Origin of the sequence: Microbacterium mitrae, assembly GCF_008017445.1 — a bacterium.
In the GTDB taxonomy this organism is placed as follows: Bacteria; Actinomycetota; Actinomycetes; order Actinomycetales; family Microbacteriaceae; genus Microbacterium; species Microbacterium mitrae.
In genome coordinates this window covers 43,784-65,847 of the sequence record NZ_VRSW01000003.1, presented here as the reverse complement: position 1 = coordinate 65,847, position 22,064 = coordinate 43,784, and the positions used below count along the sequence as shown (strand labels likewise).

Below are 22,064 nucleotides of genomic sequence, written 5' to 3'. Positions count from 1 at the left end.
CGAGCGCAACGAGATTGGTGCCGGAACCACGGGTGCGGCACCATACGGAGGATGAAGTATGGAAACGTCGACGGAAAACCGCACGCCGGCAACCGCCACCATTCGCGCAGACGGCAGTGGTGTTGTCGTCATTGGCGACCGTACTGAGCTCATCGCGGAGTCATCCGTTGAGCGCGCCCGCGCTCGCGCCATCGGCGTTCTGGTTGCTCACGCCGCCGAGCACGACCGCGCCGTGACCGTCGTCTCCAAAGATCCGTCTGGCACCGCCCACCTGGTGGTCAACCCGAACGGCAATGTCGAAGAGAGCACCGCCCCGCTGCCGCCGCAGCGCGAGATGGAGATGGCTCCCGAGGTTTCGTACGTGCCCGAGGGCGCGCCCGACATGAACTCTCCCATCAACACGGGTCGTCTGCCCATCGTGCGCAGCGTTCCGACGCCCACGCCGGCACGCGGCATCACCCCGGTCGCAGCGCCGGGCGCTGATGTTGCTTCGGAGCCCCAGGCTGCCGATGTTCCTCCGGTGCCGGCTGTTGGTTCGGCGCCCGAGGCCGCCGCGGTGGCGAACGACGTTACTGCCGCACCCGCCGCACCCGTGGTTCCGCAGCCCACGGTTCCGACCCCCGAATCTTCCGCACCCGTTGCCGCCGTCGCGGCAGAACAGGACTCCCCCGTCGTGACTGAAGCTCCAGCCCCCGCAGCCGTTGTGAACGACCGACCCGCGGGCCCCGCACGGCGCTCGTTCATCGAAGAAGAGACGGCGGCCGCTCGCGCCGAGCGCGGCATGCGCGGCGCTCTCAACAAGGTGGGCTTCAGACTCGCACCCAACGCGGCCGAGGCCTCGGAGCGTTCCGACATTGCGCGCGTCAGCCAGCACTGGTCGGGCCCGCGCACGATTGCGATCGTGAACGGCAAGGGTGGCGCCTCGAAGACCCCGACCACCGCCATGCTGTCGGCTGTTTTTGCGCGCAACGGCGGCTCCGGCGTGCTGGCGTGGGACAACAACGAGACCCGCGGAACCTTGGGCTGGCGCACCGAGCAGGGTCAGCACGAGGCGACGGTGCAGGCATTGCTGCCCAATGCGTCCTCGCTCATGTCTTCTGAGGCGCGCTCCTCCGATCTGACCGGCTACCTGCACCACCAGGTTGCCGACAAGTACGACGTGCTGCGCTCAAACCCGAACATTCTGGCCGAAGACCAGCGCCTCACGATGAACGAGTTCGATGCCATTCACTCGGTCGCGGCGAAGTATTTCCGCCTCATTTTCATTGACTCCGGCAACGACGAGTCGGCCGACCGCTGGCGCCGCATGATCGATCAGGCCGACCAGATCGTCATCGCCACCACCGCGCGCGGCGAGCACGCCGAGGCCGGCGCCCTGCTCCTTGAGGCACTGCGCGAGCGCGGCGAGCACTCGGCACAACTCGCGCGCGACGCCGTCGTTGTGGTGTCGCAGGCAGACCACAAGGGCGGAACCGCGCAGGCCGAGAAGGTGGCCGACGGGTTCCGGTCGATGGCGCGTGCCGCAAGCGTGATTCCGTTTGACCCGGCCATGCGAGCGGGCAAGCTTTCGTACGACGCTCTCAAGCCCGAGACGCAGCGTGCGTGGCTTGCGGCCGCGGCGGCCGTCGCCCAGGGGCTCTAGCCCGCGAATGCCCGCGCCGAAAATCGACACGACGATCGGTCGTCGAGCCCTGGCGGCCGTGCTCGACGGGTCAACGGCGCGCACCGACCGAGCAACGGCCGTGCGGTACCTGCTGCAGTTGCTCGCCGAAAAAGCGCCGGGCAACACGGTGGAGGTACGAGTGCCGCCGTTTGGTGCGGTTCAGGTGTTGGAGGGTCCGCGCCACACCCGCGGAACGCCGCCCAACGTGGTCGAGACCGACGCCGACACCTGGATCGCCCTCGCAACCGGCGCACAGACCTGGGATGAGCTTTACGCCGCCGGCCTGATTTCTGCTTCCGGCACCCGCGCCGACCTCTCCGCCCTGGTTCCGCTTCGCCCCTAAACCCCTGGTTCCGAGGTGCGCCTTGGCCCTCTGGTTCCGGGGTGCACCAGAGCCCTGGTTCCGGGGTGCGCCTGCGCACGACGCGAGAGACGGAAACTACGCCCACAGCAGGAGCGGAGGCGTGAGATTTCCTTCTCCCGAGGTAATCTCCTGCTCTCGCGTGGGGTAGGCGCCGAGCGCGCGCCTGTGTCGGTGGCGGGTATTGCGGAACCGTGGTCTTGCGTTACGACGCGGGGCGGGAGATTTGGGATGCGGCGGATAGGCTGGCTTTGTGAAGATCCTGGTTCTCGGTTCCGGTGCCCGCGAGCACGCCATCATCCTTGCGCTGAAGTCGGAGAGCGTCGCTCACGACCTGTTCATTGCGCCGGGCAATGCTGGCATTGCGCAGGATGCGACGCCGGTCGCGCTGAACGCGAACGATCCGGTGGCGGTCACGAATTACGCCATCGAACATGCGATTGACCTGGTCGTTGTCGGCCCAGAGGCACCGCTCATCGCGGGCGTTTCTGACTCGCTGCGTCAGCGCGGAATCCCGGTCTTCGGCCCGGGCAAGGAGGCTGCCGCTCTCGAAGGTTCCAAGGCGTTTGCCAAGCGCATCATGGAGGCCGCTGGCGTTCCCACCGGCCGCGCAACCCGCGCCGCAACGCTCGCCGAAGTTGCCGCAACACTCGACGAATACGGCGCGCCGTACGTCGTCAAGGCCGATGGCCTGGCCGCGGGCAAGGGTGTCGTCGTGACCACCGACCGCGACGCCGCGCTCGCTCACGCCGAAACCTACCTGCCGGTCGGACCCATCTTGGTCGAAGAGTTTCTCTCCGGCCCCGAGGTCAGCCTGTTCTTCCTCGCCGATGGCGATACGGTTCGCCCGCTCAGCCCGGCGCAAGACTACAAGCGCCTCGGCGATGGCGATGAGGGTCCGAACACGGGCGGCATGGGCGCGTACTCGCCGCTGCCTTGGCTGGCCGACCAGTTCGGTTCTGAAGCCGCGTTTGTGCAGCAGGTGACCGACGAGGTTGCCCTCCCCGTGATCCGCCAGCTTGACCGCGAAGGCACCCCGTTTATCGGCCTGCTTTACGCGGGACTGATCCTCACCGACAGCGGCATCAAGGTCATTGAATTCAACGCGCGCTTTGGCGACCCCGAGACCCAGGTTGTGTTGCCGCGTCTGGTCACGCCGCTGTCTGAACTGTTGCTCGCGGCCGCATCCGGCAACCTTGAAGACGAGCCGCTGCCCGAATTTTCCTCGCAGGCTGCCGTTACCGTCGTGCTCGCGAGCGAGGGCTACCCCGCGAACCCCGTCACCGGCCGACCGATAGCCGGCCTGGATCAGGCCGCCGCGGTACCCAACGTGCACATCGCGCATGCTGCGACCGCAGCCGATGGTTCCGCTCTCCTCGCCACCGGCGGACGCGTGCTCAACGTCGTCGGCCTCGGCAACGACTTCGCCGAAGCCCGCACCAGCGCCTACGCCGCACTCGGCAAGATCGAGCTCGAAGGCGCCCAGTACCGCAAAGACATCGCCGCCCGCGTCGTCACCGAGTAGCCGCTGCGGGCGGCGAGACCGTGCATGCGTGACGTTTCTGTGGGGTGCGTGGCGTTTCTGTGGGGTGCGTGGCGTTTCTGTGGGGTGCGTGGCGTTTCTATGGGGTGCGTGACGTTGCCCCGAGCCGCGTGACGAGAGACCGGTGGTGCATGGCGCGACACGGCGCGACCCGGCGCGACCCCACGCGAGAGAAGGAGAATCACGTGAGGGAAGGAAACCTCGCGCCAATTCTCCTGCCTCCGGCGTAATCTCCTGCCCTCGCGTTGCGGAACGCACGACGCTGCGCGCGTGAGCCCGTGGTTCCGGAACCACGAAGCCGGGCTACGGAACCACAGAGCCGAGTCGCGAAACCACGGAGCCTAGTCGCGAAACCAAGGGCCGGGTTCCGGAACCACGAAGCCGTCCCCCGAAACCACGGAGCCAGGCTGCGGAACCACGGAGCCAGGGGAAGTTAGGTTGCCCTAAGCTGGGGGTATGACGACGGAACAGACTGCTCTCTTTCACCGCGAACTCACCATGCATGAGCTGGTGCTGCGACGGGTGGAGGTGACGGCAGTGCAGCGCGTCGCACCCGACATGGTGCGCCTCACCATCGGCGGCGCGGAGCTTGCCGGGTTTGTTAGCAACGGCGCGGCCGACCACATCAAGCTGTTCCTCCCCAACCCCAAGACCGGCATCATCACGACCCCGAAAGATGGCAATCCTGCCGCCGTCATTTCGCGCGACTTCACGCCGCTGGTGCGCGAAAGCGGCGACGGCACCGTGATTGACCTCGACTTCTACACGCACGTCAACCCCGGCCCCGCCGCCTCGTTCGCGCTCAACGCGACTGTTGGTTCCGCCCTCGCCATCGGCGGCCCGCGTGGGTCGCGATCCTTCCCCGCCGGCATCACCCGTCTCATCGTGGTCGCTGACGAAACCGCCATGCCTTCGGCCTCACGCTGGGTGGCAGACGCCCGGGTAGGCACCGAGGTTGTCGTCATCGCGACCGTGACCGGCGACGGCGCGTGGGTGCAGGGCTACGTTGGCGAGAGCGCGCGCGTTATCGTCACCCCGAACGACGCCGGCGCCGCCCTCGCGGAGCTCGCGAGCGTTGGCATCACTGAATCCACGTTTGTCTTTGTCGCCGGCAACGCCGCAGTGCTGGTTCCGATTCGTCGCCACCTGCGCCGCACGCTCGCACTGCCCGCAGCCCAGGTCGCCGTGAGCGGATACTGGCGCACCGGCGTTGTCGCGTGGGACCACCACGCACCGCTTGACCCCACCGACCCCGACGAGTAACCCGTCGAATCCGCCCGAGTACGCGGGGGATAATGAGACCGTGACTTCTCCTGTGAGCATTCCCGGCTGGACCCACGTGTACTCGGGCAAGGTGCGCGACCTTTACGAGCCGACTTCGGGCGATTCCGCCCGCATGTTGATCGTCGCGTCTGACCGCATCAGTGCGTTTGACTTCTCACTCGAGCCGCCGATCCCCCACAAGGGAGCGCTGCTGACCACCCTGAGTGACTGGTGGTTTGACCAGCTCGCCAGAGCCGACGGTGGCCGCGCCATTCCCAACCACCGCACCGGTGAAGAGCCACCCGCCGCGGTCGCGGGGCGTGGCACGGTTGCGAAAAAGCTCACCATGCTGCCCATCGAATGCGTCGTGCGCGGCTACCTCACCGGCAGCGGCTGGGTCGAATATCAGTCAAGCGGAACCGTGTGCGGCATCGCGCTGCCGGCGGGCTTGCACAATGGCGACCGCCTGCCCGAGCCGATCTTCACCCCGGCCTACAAGGCGCAGCTGGGCGAGCACGACGAGAACATCTCGTTCGAACGCGTCACGGAGCTTGTCGGCGAAGAGATCGCCATGGATTTGCGCGACACGTCGCTGGAAATCTACCGCCGTGCCGCCGCCATCGCCGAGGCACACGGCTTGATTCTCGCCGACACCAAGTTTGAGTTTGGTCACGACGCCGACGGCACCCTCACCCTCGCCGACGAGGTGCTCACCAGCGACTCGTCCCGCTATTGGGACAAGGCCGCGTGGGAGGCCGGAACCACGCCCAGCGCGCGCATGGCAAGTTTCGACAAGCAAATTGTGCGCGACTGGCTCGCAGCCAACTGGGACAAGCGGGGCACTCCCCCGGTACTGCCCGCTGACATCGTCGAGCAGACCGCCGCCAAGTACGCCGAGCTCCTCACCCGCCTCCGCGACTAGCGCGCCGGCGGGCACACGAAAAGCGAGCGGAACCTCGACAGCTGTCGATGGTTCCGCTCGCTTTTCGTTGGGGTTTTAGTCGTCGCAGTTTGGGCAGATGCCGGTTGCGGGCAACGCCAAGAAGCACGTTTCGCAGTAGGCGACGTGCCGCTCGGCGGCGGCCGCCGCACGGGACTGCGGCGTTGACGGCTTGCTGCTCGCCACGCGCGTCGATGGTGTCGACGATGCGGGGCGAATCTGCTTCGACGGCGCAAACCTTCGTAGCGCCGGCTTGTACGGAAGGTCAAAGCCGCGAGCGCGGCCATCGTCTTCACGGTGGGCGATGTAGCCGGCCGCAACAAAGTGCGGCGGCTTACCAGAGCGGGGCTTCAGGCCGATATACGCGCCCGAGGCGGGAACGTAGTACTCGGCATAGAGTCCGCGAGCCAGGAACTCACGGATGGCGGGCATGTTTTCGACGGGTATCCGCACACGCGACAAAGCTGCATCGAACGAGGTGAAGCGCTCACGATCCTTCTGATCGTTGGCGCCGACCACGACGTATCCGAGCGCTGTGAACTGCGTTGCAGCCCCCGCGAAGCCAGTGATCTGGCGGGCGCTCAGGGCGTCACCAGTCTGGTATTCGTAGGCGGCGGCAAACAGCGCGCGGGTGTCGTAGCGACCACTGCGGGCGACAACAAACGACTCGTTCACTTCTTTGAATCCGTAGCGGATCAAGAACAGTTCGCGACCCAGCTTGTCGAACTCGTCGAAGGCTTGTGTGATGGCGGAATGGTCGGTCAGGGATGAGTAGGAGACCACAATTCAACGGTACGCCACTTCGCCGCACATGTCTGACCGTCGCGTGCAGGCTCCGCGCCCCTGCGTTTTCCACGCCACCGCCACCCGAAACACATTTTGGTCGGCGAAACCCCACCGCGCCGCATGTTTCTCGCCGACCAAAGTGTGTTTCGCCCGTGCGGTGGGGGGGGTGGGTGGCTGGGCGCGGCTGGGGTGGAACCAGGCTGGGACGGAACCAGGCCGGGGGGCGGAACCAGCCCGGGGGGCCGGGGTGGAACCGGGGCGTGGGTTAGAAGCGGGGGGCGCGGTCAATCACGGTGAAGTCGGCGGCGGCGGCGTCATATTCGCCAACGGCGACGCCGTCGATCCACACGCGGTCAGCGCGCGCCATGATGTCGATCGGATCGGTCGACCACAGCACCAGGTCGGCATCTTTTCCGACTTCGAGGGTGCCAACCCGGTCGGCAACGCCCAGGACCTTCGCGGGGTTAATGGTGACTGCGCGAAGCGCCGTGTCACGGTCGAGCCCCTCCTTGATCGCAAACGTCACCTGGTGAATCAGAAAGTTGATCGGAATGACCGGGTGGTCGGTGATGATCGAGATCTCCACGCCAGCGCGGGCAAGCTTTCCAGGGTTGGCGATGGAACGGCCGCGCAGCTCAGGCTTGGACTTCGTGGTGAACAGCGGGCCGATCAGCACCGGTACCCCGCGCTCGGCGATCACGTCGGCGATCACGTGCGCCTCGGTTCCGTGGTCGAGCACCAGGTCGTAGCCAAACTCCTCTTGCAGGCGCAGTGCCGTCGCGATGTCGTCGGCTCGGTGGCTGTGCTGGCGCCACGGAATCTCACGCTTCAGCACGGCGATCAGTGGTTCCAGAGCAATGTTGCGGCCGGTCTTGCCCTCGTCGATCCAGTTCTGCGCCTCGGCAAACGCCTTGCGAATCACCATCGCCGTACCCAACCGCGTTGACGGGGTCTTGTCTTTGCCGCCATAAACGCGCTTGGGGTTTTCGCCCAGCGCGCTCTTCACGCCACTCGGTGCCCGCATCACCATGTCATCAACCAGGCGACCGAACGTCTTGATCACGGCAGCCTGACCGCCGATCGCATTGCCCGATCCGGGGTTGACGTTGACGGTCGTGATGCCTCCCTTGAGCGCCTCATCAAAACCGGGGTCAAACGGGTTGATCGCGTCAATTGCGCGCACCCCGGCCGTCACCGGGTCAGTCATTTCGTTGGTGTCGTCGTCTTTCGCGTTCTCGCCCTCTTCGTGCGTACCCAGGTGAACGTGCGCGTCGATCAAACCGGGCAGCACCCACCGACCCATCGCGTCGATCACGTCGGCACCACTCGGAATCGCAACATCGGGCCCGAGGGCCGCGATCTTCCCGTCGGTCACCACAATGGTTCCGTCGAATTCCTCGCCAGAAATCGGCACAATGTGGGCACCCGTAATCGCAAACGTCGACATGTCACTCCTCTGTTTCGAAAGCCGCGCACAACGTTGTGCGGCTGTGCCTCTACCCTACGAGCGAGTAACCTCAACTCAGGCACCGGGCGAAACCAGGGACGGAACCCCGTTGCGAGTTGAAGAAGAGGGGATCGTATGCACATCGACTCGTCACACCACAAGCCACGCGGGCGCTCACGTCGCGCGCTCGCCGTTGCAGGCCTGCTCGCCGTATCTGGCCTGCTGCTTGCCGGCTGCTCTGGCTCGGCCGAAAAGAACTTTGATTCTGGCTTCTCCGTCACGGCAGCCGTTGGGCAGATTCCGGCGTCTGATGTTGCCGAGCGCTACGACATCGTGATGGCCGATCTGGACGGCATCGCGAAAATCATGGGTGTTGAGCGCACCGATGATCTGCAGACGTGGCTGCCCGACATGATTGCAGGGCCGGATACTCCCATCTATCTCCCGCTGCCCGAACTCCTGCAACAGAGCGCAGCCGGCGCAGGCGCTGACACCCTCGGGTGGAATCTGGCAGACGTCGACCGCTTCGTGACCTATTCGGCGTTGCCCGCCAGCATGACCGTGATCGCGGGCGACCTGGCCGAGCTACCCTCGACCCTCACCCCGGTGAGCGACGGCGTCATGACCGATGTCGATGGGGAGGACTACACCGTCGATCCGTCACAGATCGGCGCGGTCATCGACCGAATGGGCCGCCCCACCCGCTTCGCGCACCAGGGCAACCGCATCGCGATGAGCTCATCCACTGATCTCGCCGAGGCGTGGGTCTCAAACGAAGAGAGCCTCGCCGATGACGAATCGGTGAACGCCATTGCCGAGGCGCTGGACGCGTATGGTGCGTCGGCGGCGTACATCACTCAACCGGCCGTGTTTAGCGGCCAGACCATCCTCGGCCCCGACGCGTCGCCCTCAGAAGCCGAGGCCGCCTTCAAAGAATTCGATGCCCTGGTTCCGCCTGACCCCTACGACCTCGTTGGTCTCGGCTGGGCGGTCGTTGACGGCAAGCCGCGGTGGATCGCCACCTACCACTTCCTCTCCGATGACGCAGCCAAGGACGGCGCGCAGGTGCTCCGCGCCGTGTGGGAGAAGGGGGCAACCCTCACGACGCAACAGCGGGTTTCTGACCTCGCGACCGTCAACGATGTCGTCGTGAAAGACAGCACCGTTGCCGTCTTGCTCTCACCCACTGACGGCACGACGGCGTCGGTCTTGATGCAACTGCTGATGCAGCGCGAGATCTTCTTCGCGACCCGATAACGCTGGACCACGGGGGGTGCGGAACCAGGGGCTGCGAAACCAGGGGCTCCGGAACCACGGGGCCGCATCGGGGTGAGCGGGGGAGCAAGCGAGGGCGCAAAAGAGCAACAGAATCGACGATTCGCGCGGTTTTGCGGTCAGCAAACCCTCAGAATCGCTATCGTTTGGTTAGCCCTTTTCCCCTTCCCCAAGGAGTCCCGCATGCCCCTGTGGACCCGCCACGGCGACGGTCAGTCCGTCAAGCCCGGAGCCATCGTCAAGCCCACTGAGCGCCTCGGCTGGCCCTCGACGATCGCGATGGGCGCTCAGCACGTCATCGCAATGTTCGGCGCGACGTTCTTGGTTCCGACTCTTACCGGCTTTCCGGTGTCGACAACCCTGCTGTTCAGCGGAATCGGAACCATCCTCTTCCTGCTGATCACCGGCAACAAGCTGCCCAGCTACCTCGGCTCATCCTTCGCCTTCATCGCGCCGGTGACGGCCGCCGTCGCGGCGGGCGGAACCGGCTCCGCGCTTGCAGGTATCGTCGCCGTCGGCGTATTGCTGGCGCTCATCGGCCTCGTCGTCCACGTTGCGGGTGTCGCCTGGGTTGACCGCTTTATGCCGCCGGTCGTGGCCGGCGCGATCGTCGCCCTCATCGGCTTTAACCTCTCCGGTGCCGCCTGGAACAACTTCAAAGCAGCGCCGGTGACGGCCCTCATTACGCTGGCATCGGTCATCGTTTGCGGCGTCGTGTTTCGTGGCTTCTTGGGTCGCATTTCGATCTTCCTCGGCGTCATCATCGGCTACGTTGTCGCCGCGATTCGTGGCGAGATCGATCTCGATCTGACCGGAATTCCGGTTTTCGGCCTGCCGCCGTTCGATGTGCCCGACTTCGGCTCACCCACGACCTGGTCGGTGATGGCCATGTTCTTGCCCGTTGTGCTGGTGCTGGTTGCTGAAAACGTTGGCCACGTTCGCGGCGTCGCCTCAATGGCCGAAGACCCCTCGATCAACCAGCTGACCGGCAAGGCGCTCATCGCCGACGGCGCCGCCACCGTTCTTGCCGGCGGTCTTGGTGGTTCCGGAACCACGACGTACGGCGAGAACATCGGCGTCATGGCCGCGACGCGCGTGTACTCGACCGCCGTTTACTGGGTCGCCGGCCTGTTTGCGATCGTGCTGTCGATGTCGCCGCTCGTCGGCGCGATCTTCAACTCGATCCCACAGGGTGTGCTCGGTGGCGTCACCACGGCGCTGTATGGCTTGATCGGCATCATCGGCATCAAGATCTGGGTCGACAACCGCGTTGACTTCTCTCGCCCCGTCAACCAGTACACCGCAGCGGTGGCGCTGGTGGTGGCCGTGGGTGGCTTCGTTTGGAAGCCGGAGGGCTTCGAGTTTGGTGGCATCGTGCTGGGCACGGTCGCCGCGCTCGTGATCTACCACGTGGGCAATGCGATCGCCCGCGCCCGCAAGACGGGCGCCGACGATGGCGGTCCGATCCCGGCGGTCGGCCCGTTGGGTGGCGACCCGAACAACTGAGAATCGATCGAACCGAGGGTCGGTGGCGGCAACGTGTCGCTACCGACCCTCGTGCTTGAGTTTCAACTCGCGTAGCCTTCGGGTTGGGAATACCTTCACCGAGCGAACGGTTTTCATTCATATGAATGATCTTTCTGCTGGCCGACTTGCCGCCGACACGTCAATGGGTGCCGTCACCCTGCTGGTGGGTGACCTGGATGCCATGACGCGTTTCTACCGTGAGGTCGTAACCCTCGACGTCATCTCTGCCGAGGGCGACACGGTGACGCTCGGGCGCAGGGGACGCCCGCTGGTGATTCTTCGCCACAGCCCGGCCCTGCGGCACGCGCCCCATGGTTCCGCTGGGCTCTTTCACACCGCGATTCTGTTTGAGACGCAGGCGGCGCTGGCCACGGCGCTGGCCTCGGTAGTGCAACACGCCCCGCACACCTTCACGGGCAGCGCCGACCACCTCGTCAGCCAGGCGTTTTATCTCACCGACCCCGAGGGCAACGGCATCGAGCTGTACTGGGATCGTGACCGCACAGCGTGGTCGTGGACGCACGGTCAGGTCGAAATGGACACCCTTTACCTCGACCCCAATGCGTTCTTGCACGAGCATCTGAACCCCGCTGCCGCGAGCGCCGTCGATGCGAGTGCTGAGGCGCGCATCGGCCACGTGCATCTTTCGGTGGGCGATGTCGCGACAGCGCATGAGTTTTATGTGAACCAGTTGGGCTTTGATCAGACCGCGACGCTCGGCTCGCGTGCGCTGTTTGTGAGCGCGGGCGGATACCACCACCACATGGCGATGAACGTGTGGAAGTCGCAGGGCGCGGGGCCCCGCATGCCCGCGCTGGGCCTTGGCCAGGTTGATCTGGTGCTGCCGACGCGGGACGCCATTGGCGAGCTGACCGAACGTCTCGACCACTTTGGTGCGGCCATTCGCGATGACGGCCAGACGCTGTCTTTCACCGACCCGTGGAACAACGAGTTGCGGGCAACGCTGGCCGCGTCGCCGAGTTAGCAGAGCTCGCAGAGTTAGCCGAGCTAGCCGAGGCCGAGTGCTTCGCTCACGTCGCTGACATCGCGGGTGTTGAGTACGACCTGGAGGCCGTGGACGGGCGAGTCAGCGATCCAATACGCCTCGCCGTGCGTGCCGATGCTGGCGTCAGGAAATAGCTCGGAGATGGCATCGGCGAGGCTGCCCTCGCGGTAGTACTCGACGCTCGAGCCCGGCAGGGTGAAGGCGTCGCTCCAGCTCGCAGAGACGCGCACGTTAACGCTCGCGCTTTCCCCGGCGTCGGCGGTCGCCACAAGGGTCTGCGCCAACACGTCGGCCGGAACCTGCTGCGTCGGATTGCTAAACGTCGCAGGATCAGCCTGCGCGAATTCGTCGGCATTTGACGGCGGCAGGATCTCCACCAAAACGTGCAGATTGCACGCACCCTCGCAGTTTTCGCTCTCCCCCGTCACGCGAAAGCCCCAGCCAGCCTCGGCCGCGGCGGTGGTATCAACGGCGGCCTGAACCAACGGCACCGCCTCCTCCAATTCGGCAAACGAGGTTCCGTTCGGGTCATCGAAGGGTGAGCGGCCGTCGGAGAGTGGAACCACAAAGCACGCCGTCAGCACAAGGGCGGCAAGCACCGTGAGGGCTGCGGCGGCCAGCGCGCGGCGCGAGCGCGTGCGTCGTTCTTGTGACAGTACGTACATTGAGTCGGCCCCTCAGCTCCCCGTGTTCGCCTCCAGGCTAGCGGGCGACGGCGGTTGACGGCAGAATGTTCGCTCGCTAGTGCGCGGAGCTATCGCGCTACGGAGTCGCGCACCACCAGTTCGGGGTCAACGATCGTGACTCGTTCGGGGGCCTCCTCAGCGATCAACCCCAGCAGCACCTCAACCATGAGCTCGCCCTGCTCAAATGAGGGCTGGCGCACGCTGGTGGGGCGTGGGGTGACCTGCGTGGCGATCACCGAATCGTCGAATCCCACGACGGAAATGTCTGCTGGCACGCTGCGACCCGTCTCGCTCAGCACCGACATCGCCCCGCGGGCCATCAGGTCGTTCGCCGCAAAGACGGCGTCAATCTCGCGCCCGCTGGCGAGCAATTCGCGCATGGCCGCGGCGCCGCTCGCCTCCGAGAAGTCGCCGACTGCGATGCCAGCCGCCTCCAGCCCCGCGTCGGAGAGTGCCGCCTCGAATCCGATGAGTCGGTCAATGCCCGGCGGCATATCGGCGGGGCCAGCAATGGTCGCGATGCGCGTGCGCCCGGCGTCGATGAGAGATCCCGCACCCAGCCGCCCGCCCAACACGTTGTCGACGTCAACGTAGTGCGCGCGTTGTGCGATCTCCGGCTGCGTCGGGCGGCCGGCGAACACCACCGGAACCGCATCAGCGATGCGAGCGACGAATCCATCACGGGCGTGATGCGAGACGATGAGGGCGCCGTCAACGTTGCCGCCGCGCAGGTAGGCGGTGGCCTTTTCGCCCGAGTCATCCGAAGCCAAGAAAACGTTCAGCACATAGGGGGTCTCGGCCAGTCTGCGATAGATGCCGCCGACAATGGTGGCGAAAAACGGGTCGCCGAAGAATCGCGTTGGGTCTTCCGGAACCACGAGGGCAATGGCATTGGTGGTGCGGCTGGCAAGCGTGCGAGCGGCACGATTGGGCACGTAGTTGAGCCTGGCGATCGCGTCGTTCACGGCCGCGACGGCGGCGGGGCTCACGGCGGGTGAGCCATTGACCACGCGTGAAACGGTGGATCGAGACACGCCCGCGGCTGCCGCGACCTCTTCGATCGTGGCGGCCGATGATGCTGGGGACATTTTTCCTCTGGCCGGTGGGGAGTGGTTACGGCTGCCGAGAAGCGGCACCAGAGATCGCGCGCTCGCCGATGATCCGACGATACTCCAGCGCACTGTCTTTCAGCGTGCGCACCTGGGTCTCGTAGTCGACGTGCACAATGCCGAACCGCTTCGCGTAGCCCCACGCCCACTCAAAGTTGTCCATCAGCGACCAGTAGAAGAACCCGCGAACATCAACGCCTGCCTCCTGCGCATCGAGGGTCGCGTTGAGATGATCGCGCAAGAACGCTACCCGGCGCTCGTCATGCACGCGGGCTTCGCCGTTTTCGAGCACCAGTTCGTCGTCAAAAGCCGCGCCATTCTCTGTGACGTACAGCGTGGTTCCGGCAGCCTTCGCGTATTCATTCCAAATGCGCTGCAGCAGCGTTGTCAGCCCGGCCGGTTCAATCTCCCAGTTTTGGGCGGTGCGCTCCAGGCCGCGCTCAACGTTGTAGATGCCCTCAAACGATGGGTATGGGCTACGAACTTCGCGCTCGGTGGTGGGATCTGCCGACACCGGAGGGTCAGCGGGCGGAGAGCCAGCCAGAAGGTCACCGTGGTAGTAGTTGATGCCGAGCGTGTCGATGTGCTGCGAAATCAGGTCAAGATCTCCCGGCTGCACCGCCGCTTCAAACGCCTCGACGGCGCCCGCATCAACCAGCCGAATGTCTTCGACAATGTCTGCGGGATACGAGCCGCGAAACACCGGGTCTAAGAACCAACGGTTGAACTGTCCGTCAATTCGGCGTGCGGCGTCAACGTCTGCTGGGTTGTTGGGGTCAAGCGCTACGGCGACGGTGTGGTTGGTCGTCAAGCCCAGGTTCAGGCTGGCATCCCGGGCTCGCAGCTCACGGATGACCTGGCCGTGGCCGAGCAGGAGGTGGTGGGAAGCGAGGAGCCCCTCGCGCACGCTGGTGTGCCCGGGCGCGTGTTCGCCGCCGGTGTAGGAGAGAAATGATGCGCACCACGGCTCGTTGAGAGTGGTCCAGATGTTGACGCGGTCGCCGAGAGCGTCGTGCACCGTGAGCGCGTATTCGGTGAACCGATCGGCGGTGTCACGTGACACCCAGCCACCTTTGTCTTGCAGCGCCTGCGGCAAATCCCAGTGGTAGAGGGTGAGCCACGGAACAATGTCTGCCGCCAACAGCTCATCGACCAGACGCGAGTAGAAATCGATGCCTGCCGGGTTGGCGGCGCCGCCGTCTGGGCGCACGCGCGGCCACGCGGTCGAGAAGCGGTAGGTCTGCACGCCGAGACGCTTCATCATCGCGACATCATCGGCAGATCGGTGGTAGTGATCGCACGCGACATCGCCGGTGTCACCGCCAACGACGGCGCCTGGTACCCACGAAAACGTGTCCCAGATCGAGGGAGTGCGGCCATCTTCGCTCGTCGCGCCCTCGATCTGGTACGCGGCTGTTGCCGCACCAAACAGAAAGTTCGACGGGAAGGCACGGTGAACGTTCGTCATGCCAGACTTCCTTTCTTTCCTCCGCTGTCACGCTTCGGCCCTCGGCGGGTGTGCTTCGAGCCCTGGCCGTGATTCGGCGCGCGGCCGCCCTGCTTCGAGCCCTCGCCCTGGTTCGGGGCGCGGCCGCCCTGCTTCGAGCCCTCGCCCTGCGGAACCAGCAAGCCAACGAGGAAGGCAACGCCCACCCCGATGACCAGCGCGAGGGCAACAGGGCTTTCAACCAAAAGAACCAGGATGAGCAGCACCGCGAGCGGCTTCTGCCAGCCAACCGCGGCGGTCGCGGCCATGCCGGTTGCCATCGCCATGCCGAGGTCTAGACCCGGAACCACGAGCGAGATCGCACTGCCGAGAGCCGCCCCAATAAAGACAAGCGGGAAGAACTCACCGCCGCGCCATCCGCTCACCAGACACAGCGCGAGCGCGCCAATTTTCGCCACGGCGACGAGAACCAACATGGAAAGCGCGCCGTCTGCGGTGAGCACTTCGAGATCGCCGAGCTCATGGTGACCAGAAAACCGCACCAGCGGAAGTGCCGCGGCCAGCGCGGCGAAAATGATGGTTCCAACCGCCGTCGCAACCCACGGCTGAACCCGCGCAACCGCGCGTTCCATGCCGTCATGAACGACCCGAAACAGCAGGCCGGCGGCTGCCGCAGCGACAGCGACCGCCAGCAAGCCCCAGTGCAGGTTCGCGTTATCGGTCACCGGAACAGTGAAGGTTGCGCCTCCCTCGGAGGTGAGCCGCGCGACCCCCATGAACACCAGGAATCCCGCACAACCAGCCGCCAACTGCAACACGTTTTGCGGCCCCAGGTCATCGCCGTCAACCACGACCGCACCGGGCGGCGAGGCGTAGAAGCCGCCAAGGGCTCCGGCGTTGCCTGCTTGGCCGATGGCGCGCTGGGTTGCCGCATCGCGCGAAATCACGCGCGACACGATGGCCGACAGTTGCGCCACAACGGCGATGATGCCCGCCTCGGGGCCGACGGCGCTACCGAACGCGACCGCGACAATGGCGGCAAGCGCGGTTGTGAGTACCGCGCGGCGGGGCAGGTTGCCGGGGTCGCCAGCCTGTTTCAAAACGGTCGCGAGATCTTCGGTTGGCGCGATGCGGCTGATGAGTAGCAGCAGTGCGCCACCGATGAGAATCGTCGTCGCGATCTGAATCGGCGAGCGCTCCCCCAGCACACCGTTCGAGCTCCACACGATGTGCTGCAACCACTGCATTCCGCTGAACGTCAGAATCGCGATGAGCCCCGCCACCGCGCCGTACATCACGGCGAGTAGCGCGAGTTTAGGGGTGACACCCTCGAGGCGAGCTTTCACACGACTCATGACTTCGCCTCCGCCTTACGTGACTGGCGGGCATCGACAATGCGGGATGCCTCGGCGGCGACCAGGCTGAGGAAGACGATGTTGAACACAAAGACGACGGAGACCAGCACGCGAGCGAGCTGACCGTTCGCGTGGATGTCGCCGTAACCGGTGGTCGTCATGGTGGTGAGGGTGAAGTAGAGCGCATCGATTCGCGTCTCAATGCCGTCGAATTCGCCAGGGCGATTGCTGGCGATGACGTAAAACGTTGCCGCGAAGGTGACGGCAACCAGCACCAGCAATACGACCAGCAGCGGCACATTCGTTGCACGACGCCGTATATAGATCAGCGCGAGCAACAGGATCACGCCCGCCGCAATGGTTCCGATTATTCTTTCGATCGCGCCAAGTTCTGAGCTCGCGAGCGGAACCAGAAAGTACACCGTGAGGATCGCCACGCCGCACAGCGCGGTGAGCAGGGCAATGACCAGCGGGCGTTCTCGCAGCGGGCGGTGCGAGGCATTGCGGCGCGGATGCTGCGAGTCGTTGCGGGCGGGATGCTGCGTGCCGTTGCGGCGCGGATGCTGCGAGCCGTTGCGGGGCGGATCAGCCGGCGATGTGACCATGACCTGATTCTGTCACTGCGCGCAGGCGAGCCCGAGGACGTCGCGGATTGTGCGTGTGGGGGCGGCGGTCGGCAATGTCACTCCTCTGGCAGGCTTGGGGGATCTTGCGGTCTTCGGGTTTTGGTGTTTGGTGTTTCGGTTTGTGATGACGCTATGGGAGCGCTCCCAAACCTGTCAAGCCTTAGTGCACGCGGCGCGGGCGGGTGCCGTCACGGGCGAAAGATAACCGGGCTAGACTGGAACCACTCGCCTCACGCACCATGGAGCCACTCATGCCCACGATCGTCGTTGACGTCATGCCGAAGTCCGAACTCCTCGACCCTCAGGGCAAGGCGGTGAGCGGCGCACTGGGCCGTCTCGGCGTCGAGACCTTCTCGAACGTGCGCATTGGCAAGCGTTTTGAGCTCACGGTTGAGGGCGATATCACCGATGAGGTGCTCGCGTCGGCCCGCAAGGTTGCCGAAGACGTGCTCTCCAACGCTGTGATCGAGGATGTCGTCGGCATCGAGGTCGTCGAATGACCGCGCGGATCGGGGTCATTACCTTCCCCGGTTCGCTGGATGACCGCGACGCGCAGCGTGCGATTGCACTCGCTGGCGCCGAGCCGGTAGCGCTCTGGCACGCCGACCACGACCTGCAGGGCGTCGATGCGCTCGTGCTGCCCGGTGGGTTTAGCTACGGCGACTACCTGCGCGCCGGCGCCATTGCCGCGCTCGCCCCGATCATGGCCGAGGTCAAAGACGCTGCCGCCAAGGGCATGCCGATCCTCGGAATTTGCAACGGGTTCCAAATGCTCGTCGAAGCACACCTGCTTCCGGGCGGCCTGATTCGCAACGCAAACCAGCAGTTCATTCGCCGCGACCAGCGCTTGCGCGTGGAGAACGCCGACACCGCGTGGACCAACGCGTTCGCGCAGGGTGATGAGATTGTCATCCCGCTGAAGAACGGCGACGGCGGATACATTGCCGACGACGAGACGCTCAAGCGCCTCGAGGGTGAGGGCCGGGTGGCCTTCCGCTACATCGGCGTCAACCCCAATGGCTCGCTGAATGACATCGCCGGTGTCGTCAATGAGCACGGCAACGTGGTCGGCCTCATGCCGCACCCCGAGCACGCCGTCGAGGCGGGCTTCGGCCCCGACACCACCGCCGCCATGCGCTCCGGCGAAGACGGTGCCAAGTTCTTCGACTCCGCCATCGCCGCACTCGCGAAGGCCGTCGCCTAAAACGTCATCCGGTCCCCGCAGCGCCCCGCGCTGTGGGGACCGTCTTTGTATCCCGCTGCTTCCTCGTTCCGACCGCCCGCGCGAGGCGTGACGTGGTTCCGAGTCTCCGCTGGAGGCGCGACGGGGTTTCGGGTCTATTTGCGACACTCCCCCGGTTATGCAGGAAAATCGCACACACCCGACTCGCTGACCAGGGGTTTTCTCACCGGTGTGCGAATTCTTCCTGCACAACCGGTGTGGAACGGCACGAACGCGCGTTCCGCACGCGCAACGGTGTGGTTCCGAGCCGCAACCCGCCGCGAGATCCCTGGCGCGCGGAAATCCGGAGCCTGGCGCCGAAACGGCACCACGGACCCCGGAACCCGGAACCACGGAGCCCAGAACCACGGAACACCGGCGCACGGAACCGCGTCACGCAAACGGAACCGCGCCACCACGCCACCCCGGAACCGAAACGGAACCGCGGGGCAGATCACCCGCGGGGTTGGGCTCCGAGGAGTGCGGAGATTTCGGCGGCGGCGGCCATCGCCTGCGGGGCGAAGGCCGCGATCGTGTCGCCTGGGTGCTCGAGCGCAATCGAGGAGATCGAGATGCCGTGCGTCGCACGCCCGGTGTAGTCGTGAATCGCGGCCGAAACGCATACGGTTCCGACCTCGTTTTCTGACAGGTCAAGGGCGTAGCCACGTTCGCGCACTTCCGCCGCCGCGGCGAGCAGTCCGTCGACAGTCGTGATTGTGGCATCGGTGCGGGCGGGCAACCCGGTGCGTTCGGCATAGCCGCGCAGGTCGGCCTCGCTCCATTCGCCAAGAACGGCCTTGCCCATGCCGGAGGAATGGAGCGGAATCGACAGGCCGACGCGCGACTTCATGCGGTACGGCTTCGAAGAATCCTCACGAATCACGTAGACCATTTCGTCGCCCGAAAGCGCGCCAACGTGAATCGTGCAGTCAACGTCGCGCACCAGGCGATCGACGACATCGCGAGCGGCAGTCGTAATGTCGGCCGCGCCGAGCACAAGCCCCGCGAGCGACATAAACCTGCGGCCGGCACGGTATCCGTTCTCGGCGTCACCCGAGACGTACCCCTCCTCGACCAGCGAAGAGAGAATGCGGTGCACGGTCGACTTCGGGAGTCCAGATTCGTCAACAATGTCAGTGAATCTCGGGTGCAGCAGCGCCGCCTCCAGCACCCGCAATACCTTGTGACTCGCCCCCGTCGACGGTGCGTGCAGCGTCGCCATCGCATCCATTTCGGTCACTCTTTTCTCTCACGTGCAGGGGCGGAGAGTTTCGATTCCCCCGGTCGTCTACGCTAGTCTACCATTTATGGAACCAAGTTCCGCCACACGGAACTACCTAAACGGTTCCGCCTCACCCCAGCACCGCGCGCAACACGAACGCCTCTCCGCCTGCAACGGCGCGAAGAACGGAGAACATCATGACGACGCTTTTTGACCTGAGCGGAACCACGGCTGTGGTGACGGGGGCGCGCCGCGGCATCGGGTTTGCCATGGCTGAGGCACTCGCCGAGGCCGGAGCCGACATCATCGGCGTTTCGGCCAGCCAGGAGGCCGACGGCGGCGCCATCGGCGCGCGCGTTCGCGAACTTGGCCGCTCGTTTGAGGGGTTTGCCGTCGACTTCCGCGATCGCGAAGCGGTTGCCGCCTTCGCCACAGAGGTCGCCGATCGCGCCGACATTCTCGTCAACAACGCCGGAACCATCCTGCCTCGCCCACGGTGATTGGGAGGCCGCGCCCACCCGCCGCGACCTCGCCGCGTTCCACGCCTCCGGCGACCCCGTCACGCGGTAGCGGGGTTTGGGGGTTGAGTTTTGGGGGTTTCGGGGGTTGGGGTTTCGGGGGTTCCGCTGGATCCGCAATCCCGGTGCGCCGTGGTTCCGCAAACCCGGTGCGCCGTGGTTCCGCAATCCCGGTGCGCCGTGGTTCCGCAATCCCGGTGCGCCGTGGTTCCGCAGCCCGTGCTTTCCGCAAACCTGAGAGCAGGAAGACAACGCCGCAGACGGAGACCTCGGCGAAATCATCCTTCTCCCGCGTTAATCTCCAGCCCCCGCGTGTGGCCGGGGGCTGGCGCGCGTTCGGGTTCCGGCTCGCGGGTTCCGCAGCCCGTGCTTTCCGCAAACCTGAGAGCAGGAAAACAACCCCGCAGACGGAGATCTCGGCGAAATCATCCTTCCCTCACGTTGATCTCCTGCCCCCGCGTGTGGTCGGTGGGCTGGTGGCGTGCCGGGGGCCCAGCAATCAGTAATCAGCAATCACCTCAAAGGCGCGCACGCGAGGGCCCCCAGCACCCGACCCCCATCACCCGACCCCTCACCTCAGACCACCTCAGACCGCCCCCTCACCCCCGACCCCCTCGAAACCGATCCCCTCGCGCCCACCCCGACACCCTCGTTAGGCTCGCAATATGACTTCGATGACTGTTTCGGTTCCTTCTGCTCGGCTCCTCGGCGATGTTGCGGCGCTGCTGACGCCCGTCGAGGCCAGCAACGTTGAGCTGTTCGAGTGGACGCTCGAAAGCCCGTCTAACCGCGAGCACATCGACATCGTCGTCGCACCATACATGTCAGCCGCCGACCGGCTGCCCAACCTTGCGGGCGTTGCCACCACGCTCGTGCAGAGTCAGTCAATCGGGTGGGATGACGTGCCGACGAGCCTGCCGCCGGGGCACGTTTTTGCCAATGCAACGTCGGTACACGAGGCGGCGACCGCCGAACTTGCCCTCGCCTTGACCCTCGCCAGCCAGCGCCGCCTGCCGCTGTATGTGCGACAGCAGACCGAGAGCAAATGGCATGGCCGATTCTCACCGAGCCTGGCCGATCGTCGCGTGATGGTGCTCGGCTACGGCGGCGTTGGCAAGGCGATCGCTGCGCGATTGGAACCATTTGAGGTCGAGATCGTGCCCGTCGCGTCGAGTGCGCGCAACGAAGACGGCGTGCACGTGCACGGCATTGACGAGTTGCCTGAACTGTTGCCGACGACGGAGATCCTCATCACCTCACTGCCGGCCAACGATGCGACCCACCACATCATTGACGATGCCGTTCTGTCCGCGCTGCCAGACGGCGCACTCGTGGTCAACGTCGGCCGTGGCACGCTCATCGACCCCGTCGCTCTCGCCGAACACACCGCAGGCGGCCGACTGCGCGCCGCGCTTGATGTCACCGAGCCCGAGCCACTGCCCGTAGACAGCCCCCTCTGGACCATCGACAACGTGCTCATCACGCCGCACGTCGGCGGCGCCGCCTCCTCCATGCAGCCCCGCATCGCGCGCCTCATTGTGCGACAGATTCGTCACCTCCTCGCCGGCGAAACCCCCGAAAACATCGTCTTTACGAGCTAACGCGGCCAATCGGTCAAGCGCACGGGTCGTGCTCGCCGCACACCGTGGTTCCAGCGACCACGTGGTTCCGATGGCGCGCGAAGCGGAATCACAGACAACGCGCAAAGCGGAACCACGGAGCGTGCGGTTCGCACGCGTTCCGCACGCGCGTTCCGCGTCCCAGCGGTTCCCAAATGTCGGAGCACTCACCCCGACACGCCGAAAACCACGCCCGCCACGGCGTCCCCCACCACACGGTTCCGACATTTGGCGACGAAACTGCGCGCCGCGCGCACGACGAAACCACAGACAACTCGCGAAGCGGAACCACGGTTCGCACGCGTTCCGCACGCGCGTTCCGCTCCCAGCGGTTCCCAAATGACGGAGCACTCACCCCAACACGCCGAAACCCACGCCCGCCACGGCGCCCCCAGCCACACGGTTCCGACATTTGGCCACGGAACCGCGCCAACGCAACCGCGGCAACG

At 65.5% G+C, this 22,064-nt stretch carries 20 protein-coding genes; 12 read left to right on the top strand and 8 right to left on the bottom strand.

All coding sequences use genetic code 11. From position 1 onward, the window contains the following. The first annotated feature begins 58 nt into the window (after nucleotides 1-58). The 5 genes from FVP60_RS13060 to FVP60_RS09610 all read left to right on the top strand — a co-directional run bounded on the left by FVP60_RS13060 (nucleotide 59) and on the right by FVP60_RS09610 (nucleotide 5,752). Nucleotides 59-1,642, top strand: coding sequence for an AAA family ATPase (locus FVP60_RS13060; protein ID WP_187240632.1), 1,584 nt, complete (start codon nucleotides 59-61; stop codon nucleotides 1,640-1,642). A 7-nt stretch (nucleotides 1,643-1,649) separates the two neighbouring features. Next, the gene (locus FVP60_RS09625) at nucleotides 1,650-2,006 is read left to right on the top strand and encodes a sterol carrier family protein (protein ID WP_147826079.1); all 357 of its coding nucleotides are present in this window, start codon (nucleotides 1,650-1,652) and stop codon (nucleotides 2,004-2,006) included. Nucleotides 2,007-2,277: 271 nt separating this feature from the next. Then, nucleotides 2,278-3,549: a phosphoribosylamine--glycine ligase gene (purD, locus tag FVP60_RS09620; protein WP_147826078.1), complete on the top strand. Its 1,272-nt coding sequence runs from the start codon at nucleotides 2,278-2,280 to the stop codon at nucleotides 3,547-3,549. A gap of 474 nt (nucleotides 3,550-4,023) precedes the next feature. Further along, on the top strand, nucleotides 4,024-4,830 hold the full coding sequence (locus FVP60_RS09615; RefSeq protein WP_147826077.1) for a siderophore-interacting protein: 807 nt from the start codon (nucleotides 4,024-4,026) through the stop codon (nucleotides 4,828-4,830). Nucleotides 4,831-4,870: 40 nt separating this feature from the next. Further along, nucleotides 4,871-5,752, top strand: coding sequence for a phosphoribosylaminoimidazolesuccinocarboxamide synthase (locus FVP60_RS09610; protein WP_147826076.1), 882 nt, complete (start codon nucleotides 4,871-4,873; stop codon nucleotides 5,750-5,752). A 75-nt stretch (nucleotides 5,753-5,827) separates the two neighbouring features. On the opposite strand, the gene FVP60_RS09605 is transcribed toward FVP60_RS09610, so the two are convergent. Next, on the bottom strand, nucleotides 5,828-6,553 hold the full coding sequence (locus tag FVP60_RS09605) for a ScoMcrA-related endonuclease (RefSeq protein WP_147826075.1): 726 nt from the start codon (nucleotides 6,551-6,553) through the stop codon (nucleotides 5,828-5,830). A gap of 268 nt (nucleotides 6,554-6,821) precedes the next feature. Beyond that, a complete protein-coding gene (locus FVP60_RS09600) occupies nucleotides 6,822-8,003 on the bottom strand; it encodes an amidohydrolase (protein WP_147826074.1) in 1,182 nt (393 codons plus the stop codon). A 135-nt stretch (nucleotides 8,004-8,138) separates the two neighbouring features. Between FVP60_RS09600 and FVP60_RS09595 the strand changes: the two genes are divergently transcribed. The 3 genes from FVP60_RS09595 to FVP60_RS09585 all read left to right on the top strand — a co-directional run bounded on the left by FVP60_RS09595 (nucleotide 8,139) and on the right by FVP60_RS09585 (nucleotide 11,790). Further along, entirely contained in the window at nucleotides 8,139-9,260 is a 1,122-nt protein-coding gene (locus FVP60_RS09595; RefSeq protein WP_147826073.1) for a hypothetical protein, read from the top strand. Nucleotides 9,261-9,461: 201 nt separating this feature from the next. Then, complete coding sequence (locus tag FVP60_RS09590) at nucleotides 9,462-10,784, top strand: uracil-xanthine permease family protein (RefSeq protein ID WP_147826072.1); 1,323 nt, start codon at nucleotides 9,462-9,464, stop codon at nucleotides 10,782-10,784. A 121-nt stretch (nucleotides 10,785-10,905) separates the two neighbouring features. Then, nucleotides 10,906-11,790, top strand: coding sequence for a VOC family protein (locus FVP60_RS09585; RefSeq protein ID WP_246132552.1), 885 nt, complete (start codon nucleotides 10,906-10,908; stop codon nucleotides 11,788-11,790). 23 nt (nucleotides 11,791-11,813) lie between these two features. On the opposite strand, the gene FVP60_RS09580 is transcribed toward FVP60_RS09585, so the two are convergent. The 5 genes from FVP60_RS09580 to FVP60_RS09560 all read right to left on the bottom strand — a co-directional run bounded on the left by FVP60_RS09580 (nucleotide 11,814) and on the right by FVP60_RS09560 (nucleotide 17,013). Next, entirely contained in the window at nucleotides 11,814-12,476 is a 663-nt protein-coding gene (locus FVP60_RS09580; RefSeq protein ID WP_147826071.1) for a hypothetical protein, read from the bottom strand. Between the two features lie 89 nt (nucleotides 12,477-12,565). After that, the gene (locus FVP60_RS09575; RefSeq protein ID WP_147826070.1) at nucleotides 12,566-13,585 is read right to left on the bottom strand and encodes a LacI family DNA-binding transcriptional regulator; all 1,020 of its coding nucleotides are present in this window, start codon (nucleotides 13,583-13,585) and stop codon (nucleotides 12,566-12,568) included. Nucleotides 13,586-13,610: 25 nt separating this feature from the next. Then, entirely contained in the window at nucleotides 13,611-15,074 is a 1,464-nt protein-coding gene (locus tag FVP60_RS09570; protein WP_147826069.1) for a GH1 family beta-glucosidase, read from the bottom strand. Further along, on the bottom strand, nucleotides 15,071-16,408 hold the full coding sequence (locus FVP60_RS09565; protein ID WP_147826068.1) for a chloride channel protein: 1,338 nt from the start codon (nucleotides 16,406-16,408) through the stop codon (nucleotides 15,071-15,073). The genes FVP60_RS09570 and FVP60_RS09565 overlap by 4 nt, the downstream gene beginning before the upstream one ends. Continuing rightward, the gene (locus FVP60_RS09560; RefSeq protein ID WP_222705918.1) at nucleotides 16,405-17,013 is read right to left on the bottom strand and encodes an ion channel; all 609 of its coding nucleotides are present in this window, start codon (nucleotides 17,011-17,013) and stop codon (nucleotides 16,405-16,407) included. Before FVP60_RS09560 ends, FVP60_RS09565 begins: the two co-directional genes overlap by 4 nt. 272 nt (nucleotides 17,014-17,285) lie before the next feature. On the opposite strand from FVP60_RS09560, the gene purS reads away from it, so the two are divergent. Together purS and purQ are read left to right on the top strand one after the other, a co-directional pair. Continuing rightward, entirely contained in the window at nucleotides 17,286-17,534 is a 249-nt protein-coding gene (purS, locus tag FVP60_RS09555; RefSeq protein WP_147826067.1) for a phosphoribosylformylglycinamidine synthase subunit PurS, read from the top strand. Further along, the gene (gene purQ / locus FVP60_RS09550; RefSeq protein WP_147826066.1) at nucleotides 17,531-18,238 is read left to right on the top strand and encodes a phosphoribosylformylglycinamidine synthase subunit PurQ; all 708 of its coding nucleotides are present in this window, start codon (nucleotides 17,531-17,533) and stop codon (nucleotides 18,236-18,238) included. Before purS ends, purQ begins: the two co-directional genes overlap by 4 nt. A 472-nt stretch (nucleotides 18,239-18,710) precedes the next feature. Here the strand turns inward: purQ and FVP60_RS09545 are convergent, their stop codons facing one another. Next, nucleotides 18,711-19,487 carry an IclR family transcriptional regulator gene (locus tag FVP60_RS09545; protein ID WP_246132571.1) on the bottom strand — a complete coding sequence of 259 codons (777 nt, stop codon included), beginning with the start codon at nucleotides 19,485-19,487 and terminating at the stop codon, nucleotides 18,711-18,713. A 188-nt stretch (nucleotides 19,488-19,675) separates the two neighbouring features. Between FVP60_RS09545 and FVP60_RS09540 the strand changes: the two genes are divergently transcribed. Then, nucleotides 19,676-19,978, top strand: a complete 303-nt coding sequence (locus tag FVP60_RS09540) for an SDR family NAD(P)-dependent oxidoreductase (RefSeq protein ID WP_147826065.1) — start codon at nucleotides 19,676-19,678, stop codon at nucleotides 19,976-19,978. 683 nt (nucleotides 19,979-20,661) lie between these two features. Then, nucleotides 20,662-21,597, top strand: coding sequence for an NAD(P)-dependent oxidoreductase (locus FVP60_RS09535; RefSeq protein ID WP_147826064.1), 936 nt, complete (start codon nucleotides 20,662-20,664; stop codon nucleotides 21,595-21,597). The last annotated feature ends 467 nt before the right edge of the window (nucleotides 21,598-22,064 follow it).